At 61.9% G+C, this 12,432-nt stretch carries 8 protein-coding genes; all 8 read left to right on the forward strand.

Annotation, left to right across the window (positions count from 1 at the left end; genetic code table 11):
• The first annotated feature begins 12 nt into the window (after positions 1-12).
• The 8 genes from O6Y00_RS17855 to O6Y00_RS17890 all read left to right on the forward strand — a co-directional run bounded on the left by O6Y00_RS17855 (position 13) and on the right by O6Y00_RS17890 (position 12,080).
• Entirely contained in the window at positions 13-1,467 is a 1,455-nt protein-coding gene (locus tag O6Y00_RS17855) for an ATP-binding protein (RefSeq protein WP_353443916.1), read from the forward strand.
• A gap of 173 nt (positions 1,468-1,640) precedes the next feature.
• Positions 1,641-4,280, forward strand: a complete 2,640-nt coding sequence (locus O6Y00_RS17860; RefSeq protein ID WP_353443917.1) for a Z1 domain-containing protein — start codon at positions 1,641-1,643, stop codon at positions 4,278-4,280.
• On the forward strand, positions 4,270-5,277 hold the full coding sequence (locus O6Y00_RS17865) for a PD-(D/E)XK motif protein (RefSeq protein WP_353443918.1): 1,008 nt from the start codon (positions 4,270-4,272) through the stop codon (positions 5,275-5,277). Before O6Y00_RS17860 ends, O6Y00_RS17865 begins: the two co-directional genes overlap by 11 nt.
• Entirely contained in the window at positions 5,278-7,053 is a 1,776-nt protein-coding gene (locus O6Y00_RS17870; protein ID WP_353443919.1) for an AIPR family protein, read from the forward strand.
• Positions 7,054-7,075: 22 nt separating this feature from the next.
• Complete coding sequence (locus tag O6Y00_RS17875) at positions 7,076-7,798, forward strand: hypothetical protein (RefSeq protein ID WP_353443920.1); 723 nt, start codon at positions 7,076-7,078, stop codon at positions 7,796-7,798.
• Positions 7,799-8,261: 463 nt separating this feature from the next.
• A complete protein-coding gene (locus O6Y00_RS17880; RefSeq protein ID WP_353443921.1) occupies positions 8,262-11,162 on the forward strand; it encodes a TrlF family AAA-like ATPase in 2,901 nt (966 codons plus the stop codon).
• A 222-nt stretch (positions 11,163-11,384) separates the two neighbouring features.
• Complete coding sequence (locus O6Y00_RS17885; RefSeq protein ID WP_353443922.1) at positions 11,385-11,624, forward strand: hypothetical protein; 240 nt, start codon at positions 11,385-11,387, stop codon at positions 11,622-11,624.
• A gap of 237 nt (positions 11,625-11,861) precedes the next feature.
• Entirely contained in the window at positions 11,862-12,080 is a 219-nt protein-coding gene (locus tag O6Y00_RS17890) for a hypothetical protein (RefSeq protein WP_353443923.1), read from the forward strand.
• Positions 12,081-12,432 lie beyond the last annotated feature (352 nt).

Here is a 12,432-nt window from a genome sequence, read left to right on the forward strand (position 1 = left end):
CGTGCGAGTGCGATGGTCGAAGCCCTGCGCGGGCTTGGCTATTCGCCGGCCACGGCGATTGCCGACATCATCGACAACAGCATTTCGGCCGGCGCCCGGACGGTCTCGATCGGGTTCCGCTGGTCGGGGGCCGACAGCTCGGTTCTGATCACCGACGACGGTCGCGGTATGACCAAAAGTGAACTCGATCTCGCGATGCGGCTCGGCGAACGCAGTCCGCTTGAAACGCGCGGCGTCTCCGATCTTGGACGTTTTGGACTGGGCCTGAAGACTGCTTCCTTCTCCCAGTGTCGCCGGCTGACAGTCGTCAGCCGGCGCGACGGAAAGACCAGCGCGCTGCGCTGGGACCTCGATGTACTGCTCGCCGACACTAAAGGTCGCTGGTCGCTGCTGGAAGGCGTGCACCCGGGATCGGAGGAACGGCTCGCACCGTTCGGGGGACAGCAGGCAGGGACGGCAGTGCTCTGGGAAATCCCCGACCGCATCGTTTCCGCGACACATAACGAGCAGGAATTTCTCGATGTCATGGACGCGGTCGAACGCCATCTCGGCATGGTTTTCCATCGCTTTCTCGACAGCCGCAAACTCCGGATCCTGATCAACGAACAGCCTGTTCGTCCTTGGGATCCGTTCCTTGAAGCCCGGCTCGATACATGGCGATCGGGAGAGGATCGGTTCACCATCAACGGCCACCCGATCCGGGTGCAGGGTTTCGTGCTACCGCATCGCGACCGGCTGGACGCGAAAACCTGGGAGAGTGCGGCAGGGCCCCATGGCTGGACGACGCAGCAGGGCTTTTACGTCTATCGCAACGACCGGTTGCTGCTGGCGGGAAGCTGGCTTGGTCTCGGCCGCGGCCGTTCCTGGACGAAGGACGAACCTTACCGGCTTGCCCGGATCCGGATCGATATCCCCAACGCTGCCGATGCCGACTGGAAGATCGACATCCGCAAATCGACGGCACGACCGCCGCTCGAGGCGCGCCTGCGCCTGACGGTTCTGGCAGAAGACGTGCGCGCAAGGGCGCGGCGCGTCTTCGCCTTCCGCGGAAAGCCGCAGGCGATTGGCAAACGCGAGCCGCTGGTTCAGGCATGGCACGCCGACCGGACCAGAGACGGGATCCGGTACAGGATCGATACGACCCACCCCGCGATTGCAGCCGTTCTCGAAGATGCCGGCGCCTCGGCCGGCGCGCTGCGCGCGATGCTTCGTGTCATCGAAGAAACCGTGCCGGTGCAGCAGATCTGGCTGGATACGGCTGAAGCCCGCGACACACCGCCGGTCGCGGTTCCGGACAGCCCGCCGGAAGACGTCCACCGCCTCATGCAGCGCGTGCTGTCCGGGTTCGTTCGCCGCAAAGGCCTGTCGCTCGACTCCGCACGCGCGCAGCTGGCGCGAACCGAGCCGTTCGACAGCTGGCCCGCTTATATCGCAACCCTCGAAATCAGCCCGGAGACATCAGCGTGAGCACCGAAAAGGTCGTCAAATTCGCACAGGAACTCCTGCTCGAAGATGATCCGCAGACGATCAGTCCGGCCCTGATCAGCGAACGAATCGACGAGATACTCGCAAGCTTTCCGCGCTACCGCGAGAGTTACAACCGCGATGCCGCCATCGGCGAACTGGTGCGACGGTTCAGCGTGTGGATCGGCAGCGACAAGACCATCCAGAGCGATGTCGGTCACGTCGCGTGGCTCGACTCCGAGCGCAAGAACGACTGGCGGTACTGGCGGCGGTACAGCGAAATGCTCGAGGGCAGGATGTCGTGGACAGCTGTCGACGCGCTCGACAAATCGACCGACACGATCCTTGGCCTGCTGGAGGATCCCCGGCGTGAGGGACCGTGGGACAGGCGCGGACTCGTGGTGGGCCATGTCCAGTCGGGCAAAACCGGAAGCTATACCGGCCTGATTTGCAAGGCCGCTGACGCCGGCTACAAAATCGTCATCGTGCTCGCCGGTCTGCACAACAACCTGCGGTCGCAGACCCAGATGCGGCTCGACGAAGGATTTCTCGGTTACGAAACCCATCCGGTCGCAGCGGATATCCGGGCAATTGGCGTCGGAATGATCGACAAGGATCCTGCGATCCGGCCGAACTATGTCACCAACCGTACGGATAAGGGGGACTTCAACGCGACCCGCGCCGCCTCGCTCGGAATTTCGCCCGAGCAGCGTCCGTGGCTGTTCGTGGTCAAGAAGAACAAGACCGTTCTCAACCGGCTGCTACGCTGGATGCACGATCATGTTGCCGACGCCCAGGAAAAGGAGACCGGCCGGAAGATCGTGACGCATCTGCCGCTGCTGCTGATCGACGACGAGGCCGATCATGCGTCGGTCGACACGGGCGAGCAGCTTTATGACGAAGACGGTATTCCGGACGAAGAGCATCAGCCGACGGCGATCAACAGCGCGGTGCGGCGGATTCTGCACGGGTTCACGCGTTCCGCCTATGTCGGATATACGGCGACGCCCTTCGCGAACATTTTCATCCACGAGCAGAATGAGACGAAGCTCGAGGGACCGGATCTTTTCCCGAGCTCGTTCATCGTCAACCTTGCCGCACCCTCCAGCTATGTAGGGCCGGCACAGGTGTTCGGGCTGATGTCCCCGGAAGGGCGGACCGCAGGCCTGCCGCTGTACCGCGAGGTTGACGATCACGCCTCGGAGGACGGCAAGTCCGGCTGGATGCCGCATTCGCATAAGAACGGCCATCATCCCGGGGCGATGCCGCAATCGCTGCAGGAGGCGATCGACTCGTTTTTCCTGACGCTCGCGACGCGTAAACTGCGCGGCCAGGGCGACGATCACGCATCGATGCTGATCCATGTAACCCGGTTCACCTCGGTTCAGAAAGCCGTGCACGGCCAGGTCGAGGAATATGTCAAAGCACTGAAGCAGCGCCTATCACGCCGCGTTGGCCATGAGGCGGCGGAAGCGCAGATGCGCCGGCTGTGGGAGAAGGATTTCATTCCGACCAGCACGATTGCCCGCGAAGATTTTCCGGTCTTCGGCGAGATTGCCGATCTGCCGGCGTTTGCGGAAGTTCTCGAGGTTCTGCCCGATGTGATCGCCGACACCGATGTGCGGATGATCAACGGCACCGCCAAAGATGCACTCGATTATGCCGATCACAGTGGAAAGGGCCTCAAGGTCATTGCCATCGGCGGCGACAAACTGTCGCGCGGCCTCACGCTCGAGGGGCTGTGCACCAGCTACTTCCTGCGCACCTCGAAAATGTACGATACACTCATGCAGATGGGGCGCTGGTTCGGCTACCGGCCGGGCTATATCGATCTTTGCCGTCTCTACACCACAAAAGAACTGACGGAGTGGTTCGGCCATATCGCCGATGCATCCGAAGAGCTCCGCGAAGAATTCGACCTGATGGCCGCGAGCGGATCGACCCCGCGCGAGTTCGGTCTGAAGGTTCAGTCGCATCCCGTGCTCATGGTAACGTCGCGGCTGAAAATGCGCTCGGCGAAAAGTCTGATGCTGTCTTTCTCCGGTCAGGTGGTCGAAACTATCTCGCTCTTTTCCGACCGGGATACTCTGCAGCGCAATTATGATGCCGCTGCACGCCTCATCGCCCGGCTCGGCGCCGGCGAGGACGATCCGGTACGCGTGCGCGGATCGTCGAGCCAGACATGGAAGGGGCGGCTCTGGAAAAACGTCGCGCCCGACGAGATTGTAGCGTTCCTGACCGACTATCGCACGCATTCCGACGCCTACAAGGTCAACAGCCGGCTGCTGGCCGAATTTGTGACAGCAATGAACGGCACCGACGAGCTCACCGACTGGACCGTCGCGATTGTCGGCGGGGGACAGGGACAGGCGTATGAGATCGTGCCGGGTCTCAGCGTCGATATGCTCGTGCGCCGGTCGAACCAGGCGGGGCGTTACGCGATCGGCCGCCTCCTCTCGCCACGCGACGAGGCGCTCGATCTCAGCGAGACGGCATGGGATGCAGCGCTCGCCGCGACGCGTGACGCGTGGCAGGCTGACGCCGCCCGCCTCAAGTCGCGCGAGGCGCCCTCTCAGCCGTCGGGGCCAGCCATCCGCCGGATTCGCGGTGAGGGCAGCCATGGCGTCCCGGGAAACCCGAAACGTGCGCTGCTGCTGCTCTACCTGCTCGATCCTGAACAAGCCCGTCCCGACATGGCGGGGCTGCCGCCCGTCGTCGCGTTCGGGATCAGTTTTCCCGCAAGCGGGTCCGGCGTGAAGGTCGAATACAAAGTGAACAATGTCGCGTGGAACCTGGAGTATGGCGGTGCAGACTGACACGGAAGAACTGCGCCTCGCATGGACGGCACTGGCCGGGCAGGACGTTGCAGACGGCTGGATGACGATACCGCTCGGTGGCGCGGGCCCGCGCTTTCGCGCCGGCATCCACTATCCCGGCGGGTACGAAACCTTGCTCGTCGGGTTCAGGGGCATTACGACGCCCAAGCGCGCGGATCTGCCGGCGGGACGCGGCTTCACCGTCAGCGCGGTGCCGGAGGCCGCGGGCAACGGATTCACCCAGTGGATCGGCGTCAGCCGCCAGCCAAACGCACCGGACGATATGTTCACGCAGATGGCGGCGGATATCGTCGGGTCGCTGGCCGCCCATGCCGGTCGCGCCGAATCTTGGCTTTTCGGTCTGCTGCTTGCACGGATCAGAGCGTGGCAGGAGTTCATGCGGCCGCCCCGGGCAGGCATTCTGTCGCCGGAAGCGGAACTCGGGCTCGCCGGCGAGCTGATCATGCTCGAGGCGCTGATCGGAGCGGGCGCCGACCCCGGGTCTGTCGTGGACGCCTGGCAGGGGCCGGCACGGTCGCTGCAGGATTTTCTCTTCGCTGTGCACGGGCTCGAGGTGAAGACGAGCCTGTCGGTCAACGGCTTCCCGGCGTCGATCAGCTCGCTCGAGCAGCTCGATGCGGCACAGGGCCGGCTCGTCCTCCTCGCTGCGGTCCGCCTCTGCATGCAGCAGACGGGGCGCACGCTTCCCGAGATCGTCACCGGCTGCCGCGCACTGCTGTCGGCGCTCACGATGTCGCTCAACGCGTTCGAACTGCAGCTGCTCAATGCCGGCTATTTCGACTCCGTGTCCGCCGAATATGTGCGCACCTTCGACCTGGTCGACATCCGCATCTTCCCCGTCGATGACGCTTTCCCCGGAATGTTGCGGAGCCTGACACGGCCGGAAATCCGTTCCGCCGAATATGTCCTCGATCTCGATCTTGTCAGTGTGCCGTCGATCACGGTTGCCGATCTGACGTCGCACGGAGTTTTCTGAATGACCCTTGAGGAATTTCTCGCCCAGACGCAGGCCGATGTCCGGGCGGAGGTCAGCGAAAAGATGGTAGCCGGCCAGTACCTGCGCCCCGACGCGGCCTTTACCGGCATTGTGACCGAGCACATGTCCGAAATCGGCATGACGTTCGATCCGCGAACGCTGCACGTAGAACGCAAAGTCGGCAACGCCACGCTGCGACTGAGCGGATTTGCCGTGTCCGACGATGCCGATGAGATCGACCTCTTCGTCACCATCTACGACGGGCTCGACACGGTTGAAGCGATCCCCGACAGCGAAATCAAAGCTGCGGCGGATCAGTGCCTTCGCTTCCTCGCGAAGTCGGTGGAAGGCAAGCTGGCGAGCGCGATCGACCCTGCCGACGAAGCGCTGGAGTTCATCCTGACGATTCAGGACTGCTACCCGTCGCTCGATCAGATTCGGGTCTATATTCTGACCGACCGGGTCGCGAAATCGAAGAGCTTCAAACCGCGTGACGTCGCCGGGAAGTCGGTGCGGCTCGAGGTAATGGATATCGAACGGCTGTACCGGCACTGGGCAGAGGGCAAGCCGCGCGACGAGCTGATCGTCAATTTCGAAGACGTCTGCGGCGCCCCGCTGCCCTGCGTGTATGTGCCCGGGGAAACCGAGGACTATGACTATGCGCTGGCAGCGATCCCGGGTGCCGCTCTGCGGCTCATCTATGAGCGGTACGGAGCCCGGCTGCTGGAGGCAAACGTCCGCTCGTTCCTCAGCCAGACCGGAAAGGTCAATCGCGGTATCCGCGACACGCTGCGTGATGCTCCCGAGCGGTTCATGGCGTACAATAATGGCATCGTACTCGTCGCGGATTCAGCGGCACTAAGCCGCACGGACGATGGATCGGTCGGAATTGCGTCGCTGAGCGGCATGCAGATCGTCAACGGCGGGCAGACTACGGCGTCGATCTACTTTACCGAGCGCAAGGAGCGCCATATCGACCTCTCGCGGGTGCGGGTGCCGGCAAAGATCATCGTGATGCGCGTTCATGATCCGGTGGCGGAAGAAGCGCTGATAAGCGACATATCGCGCTACGCCAATTCACAGAATGCGGTGAAGGTATCGGACCTTTTCGCCAACCGGCCCTTCCATATCGAGCTCGAAAAGCTCGCGCTGTCGACCTACCTGCCGGACGGCGTCGGACGCTGGTTCTACGAACGCGCCTCGGGCAGCTACAACGTTATGCTGTCGCGGGAGGGCAATACCCCCGCGAGGCTCAAGGCCCTGAAGGAGGCGATCCCGCCTTCCCGCAAGGTGATCAAGACCGATCTGGCGAAGTACGTTAACGCCTGGGGTTTGAAGCCGCACCTCGTGTCGCTCGGCTCTCAGAAGAATTTCGAGAAGTTCATGGCCGAACTCGCAGAAAGCAGCCCGGATCCGGTTGATGCGGCGGGGTACAAGCGTCTGATTGCGCAGGCGATACTCTACAAGGGCGTCCACAAGGCGGTACGATCCGGCAACTACCCTTCGTTTCAGGCCAATATTGTCACCTACACCGTCTCCGTTCTGGCCAAGCTCACGGCTGCCAGACTGTCTCTTGATGCGATCTGGGCGCGACAGGGCCTGTCATCGCAACTTCTCGAGTATGTCGCGCTGCTCGCCGGCGAAGTCGACAGAGCGCTGCGCAAATCTTCCGGCCAGCGGATGGTGTCGGAATGGGCGAAAAAAGAAGAGTGCTGGAGCGACGTGAGCGGCCGCAAATACACCAGCCCGCCAGCAAATATTCCGGAGCTGACATGATCACTCTCGGGAATATGAAACTGTGAGCAGATCAGGCGTGCTCGCGGAAGGGTTCACCCATGTTGTTTTTAAACGGCTGTCGGCTGTCGAAGCCGACCGCTCACGCTCCAACCAGCACGAGTTCAATGCCCCAAGAGCCCTGCGCGACGCTTTCGGCGCCGCGCAGCCGCGTCGCATCGACACGGATTTCGTCTGGATGCCAGACGACGGGGATTTCGTTACCGAACGGGGTGACCTGACCTGGTATGATTCACGGGCGCGGCATCCCACGCGATCCGAATATCGGGTCTACTACCGCGACAATGCGGTTACCCGGTATGCGTCGGCGGGCGCGTTGCTCCTGATCGCGCTCAGGCCGGATGGCACCGTATTGCTCGTGCTGGCTCCCGGAACCGGCCTCTCGGCGGCGCGTATCTCTTGGCTGTTCGGTATAGAGGCCCTACCGGGCTCCGGGTTTGCCGCGCTCGACATCGACCCGGCAGCGGGCCGGAAGCTGACGTCGCAACTAGGGATAATCTCCGGTCAGCAATCCACCGGCTGGGAGGAAGAATCGGAAATGCTCGTCGTGCAGTCCGACGTCGGGATCCGTTGCCAGGCAGCCGTTGCGCAGAACAAGGTTGCCAGCGTTACGGTCAGCGGGGCGCAGTGGGGCGATATTATCTTGGCTTTCCCCGACCCGCCACCCGAGATCGCCGGAGCGGGCTTCGAGCACACTATCCGTGGAGTCATCTCTCCACGCTCCTGAATTTATCGAATACCCGCCGGCAACGATGCTTCCGGGCCATACAAGACACACGTTAGGGCCATCAGCGATACTATATCCCGGAGCGGTCGGAGAGTAAGCGATCGCGACGACACCGGCTCCCCATTTTCAAAGCTCGAGGAGGGTGTTCGCGACATCTTTGCCTCAAAAGATGGGAGGGGCGCGGCCGGAATCAAAAGGAACAAGACGTCCGCATCCTCAAGCATCCCCCGGCCGGTCTACGAGACCCAATGGCAGCTGCTTACTCGCTTCTTCCCACTCCCCGAAACCGGCCGCTCTTTCATGTGACCGGACGACGGCTTCGGCTGCCTCAGCTAATCGTTCGGAACGATCGACCTCGGGAACTTTGCCGCTAGGCAGCTTGTAGACCAAGGACAGTCTGACCTTGCGCCGGGTTCACCCGCCCGTCACATTGGAGACAGGGGACAAAAATTCAGGGGGTTGGATGCTGGATCGCGGATCGGAATGGCGGCGCTGGGATCTTCATGTCCACACTCCTGAGAGTGCTCTTGCCAACCACTATGGGGACTGGCCCAGCTATATAGACGCACTTGAAGCCAAGGGGGCGGGCGTTTCGGTGATCGGCATAACCGACTACTGCAGCATCGAGGGCTACAAGAAGGTAGTCGAGGCCAAGGCCGCCGACCGCCTGCCCGACTTCGATCTAGTCATTCCCAACATCGAGTTCCGCACCCATCCCGAAATGGGGAATGGCAGGGCCATCAACCTCCACATACTGGTTGATCCCGAAGCGAAAGATGCGATCGTCCATATCGAACGGTGCCTCGGCCTACTTACTTTCGAGTATGACGGAATACACTATCCATGCTCGACGCAGGGGCTCCGCAGTCTCGGTGGCGCGGTCGATACTAGCCAGACAGACGAATGGGGTGCGTTCAAGACCGGCGTGAACGCGTTCAAGCCTGACTTCGGAGCCCTCCGCCGGTGGCTGGACAACGAAGGATACTGGCTCCGTCAAAACGGCCTCGTGGTCATAGCGAACGGCAAGGATGGCCCTTCCGGGCTGTCCAAAGACGCGGGTTTTGCTGCCGTTCGGGAGGAGCTGTATCGCTCCGCCGACATGATCTTCTCGGGCAACCCGGCTGATCGTGTGTACTTCCTCGGTCAAGGCTCGGACGACCCGTCGGAGGTCAGAAGGAAGAATGGCTCTCTGAAGCCCTGCATACACGGATCAGACGCCCACGACGAGGACAAGCTGTTTCAGCCCGACAACGATCGCTACTGCTGGATCAAGGCAAAGCCCACGTTCGAAGGCCTTCGGCAGCTTCTGCATGAGCCCGAGTACCGCGTCACCATCGGCCCGACCCCACCTTCGCCAACCGACACCAGCAAAATTATTGACCACGTGGCGCTCGCGGGCGCTCCCGACTGGTTCGCCGACGAAACGATTCATCTGAACCACGGCCTCGTGACGATCATCGGCGAGAAGGGCGCCGGCAAGACCGCGCTGGCAGAACTTATCGCGTTCACGACCGCGGCATGGAAGAGCGAGGGTTCGCCCGCGTCGTTCATTACCAAGGCTGCGCCCACCATTGACGATCTGGTGGTGACGGTAACTTGGGCAAACGGCGAGACCACAAGCCGCAGGGTGGGCGATGGTCGTGCGGGAGATCTGCCGCGAATCCGCTATCTTTCGCAGGACTTTGTCGAAGAGCTATGCTCGAACGATCTATCCGGGAACCGCCTGATTCGCGAGATTGAGGATGTCGTATTCGACTACATCGAAGAAGGTGATCGCCTCGATTCGTCCGACTTCGCGGGCCTGCGCCGACTTCGAACCGACAACGTCACGCAGAGGAAGCGCGAGGTGAACGCGCGTATTTCGACAATCAACCGCGAGATCCTTGCGATTGACGAACGACTTGCCGGCCGCCCCGAGAAGCTGCTGCTCCTGCAGCGCACCGGCGACGATCTAGCCGCCATCGACGCCCAGCTGCCGGCGCTCCAGGAAAGCGTGGATCCTGCTGTCGCCGCGGAGATTTCACGGCTCACCGGTATCCGAACGGAAAAGAGTACGCAGGTTGCGAGCGCCAACCGTCGATTGACTCGGGTGGCCACGACACGCGCGAAGACGTCCGATTTCGTGGCAGCAACGGAGCGGGCCTTCCTCGAGCTTCGCCCGGCGCTGATCGCGGTCGGCTTCACCGAGGCGCAGGCGGATAGGCTTCGGCCGATGATACCGGTCGACGCGCTCGATCCCTTCGATCCGATCGAGATCCAGCTCTTGCAGGACGTCGTCACGCTGTCGGGTCAGGCCGAAGCTCTTGATCCCGTCGGCGAGACGCTTGCGGATCTAGATCAGCGTCTCGAGACGCTGAACGGCGTCCTTGCGACCGACGAGCAGCAGCGGATCCGGTTGATCGAATTGCAAAAGCAGCGCGCGCGGATCGAAGGGGACCAGCGCCGGCTGGAGGCCGAGCTCGCTAATCTCGACGGTCCCGTGAAGACTGCGCTCGCGGCGAAGATCGAGGAACGCTGGACGACGTACCTCTTCTATTTCGACCTCCTCGATGAGGAGCGCGCGGAACTCGCAAAACTTTATTTGCCGCTGGAAAAGGTGATTCCTGCCGATGGCGACGGGGCTGAGGCGGGCTTCGAGCTGGACGTACGCCTGAGCGCTGCGCCAAACGAATGGATTGAGGTTGGTCGCGACATGTTCGACAAGCGGAGGAACGGAGTCGCACTCGCCAACGATAGGGTGCTTAGCGAGACCCGCCGCACGCTCTTTGAAGCGTGGCGGTCCGCTGACCGGCCGGCGATAAGAAGCTCGCTCGAGCGGCTGATAGGCGAGATGGGGCCAGCCGTCGAGATAAGCGAGCAGCTTCTCGGTCATGCTAGCTTGGAGCGGGTCAACGACTGGCTCTTCTCAACCGACCACATTACGCTCGACTACGGCCTAAAGTACCGCGGCACCGATCTCGAGCGCCTGTCGCCAGGCACGCGAGGAATCGTGCTGCTCGTTCTCTATCTTGCGATGGACAGACAGGACCGGCGTCCGCTCATCATCGACCAACCGGAAGGCAATCTGGACAACTCGTCGATCTACGAGGCGCTGGTGCCGTTCCTGCGCAAGGCGAAGCTGACTCGGCAGGTGATCCTCGTCTCGCACAATCCGAACCTCGTTGTCACCACAGACGCTGATCAGGTCCTCGTGGCGCGTGCCGACCGGCCTAAAGGGGCGCGGCATCCGATCATCTCGTACTCAGCTGGAGCGCTCGAGGACACTGGAACGGAAGAAGCGATTCGTGCTCAGACCGTCAAGCTGTTGGAGGGCGGCCGTGACCCGTTCAAGACACGCGAGAAGCGATACGCACTTCCCGCGTGACCGATTCTGACCAGAGGCCGGCATGCCCCCCCGCCTGAGAGAGCCGTCAGCGGTATAGCCGGCGGGCGATCAATATCACTGACTCGGTTAGCGGACGCAGTTTCCGGTCACCCTTCTCCAAGCGTCTTGCAAAACAGCGAAAACCCGAGCGGTTCGCGGAGATGAAGAAGTAGGGCCCAAGGATTATTAAACCTAGGCTATCGATCACGTTTAGGAGGACGCATGACTGGAGCCGAACTTATCGAACAGGTACGTCGCGCGATCACCGGAAGCGGCGAGCGGCCGGCGACTGACCGCGCTGTTGCAGGACGCTTGGGCATGAGTGTCACACATCTGACGAATTGGAAGAAGCGGCAGGACGTCACGCCGGAGCAGATCGCCAGGCTGCTGCTGTCGGTCGACCGAGCTTCGGAAGAGCGTACCCACAATGGCGTGATCCAGCCGATCGTCGAGTTCTTTTAGATCGCACCCTGCCCATACGGCAACGGCGAACGTTATCGTATTTTCTCCGTCAAGGACGAGGATGGAGAGGACCTGCCGTACCTAGCTGGGCTCAGGGCCGAACTAGAGGAGCATCGTGGCGTATACCTCTTCTACGACAGTCGTGGGCGAGCACTCTACGCAGGCAAGGCGCGTAATCAGTCGCTATGGACCGAGCTGCACAACGCCTACAATAGGGACCGTGGCCTTCAGAACATCTTGCGCGTCAACCATCTGCAGAGCCGGAAGGATTTCCGCACGTCGGATGAGGTGTCGCGGCAAATCCGCAGCGTCAATGTCAGGCTGCACGAATTGGCGGAGTACGTAAGTGCTTATCGAGTTGCGGACGCCATGATCAACAACGTCGAGTCGTTGCTCATCCGTGCCTTTCCGAACGACCTGCTAAACAAGCGGATCGAGAACCTTGCTTGGGCTTAGCCGCACTTACCCGTGTAACGACGTTCTGGACGAACCCCCGGGGTAGCGAATTTAGTGCAGAGCAACCCACGATGATCACTTCGCAGCATATTGGTTGCTTCGCTTATCCGGCGGGTAGGCGAACTCGCGCAGCAGTCGCCTCACCGCGCTGCGCTTTCGGTCGCGCGAACACTTACTGTGATCGCCACCTAAAGCGGTCAGACCGCCTTCAACCCCCGCCAAGTGCCTGAGGCCCTGCCCGGCCGAATGAACGAAGGGCTGGTTACGGCGGCGGCCGCCCGAAAGCGGCCGGGCCGGTTTCCACCAAGTTTAACGCGGTTGCGGTATGAAAGCCGGGGACAAAACGAACGCG

Origin of the sequence: Sphingomonas faeni (assembly GCF_040407565.1) — a bacterium.
GTDB lineage: Bacteria > Pseudomonadota > Alphaproteobacteria > Sphingomonadales > Sphingomonadaceae > Sphingomonas > Sphingomonas faeni_F.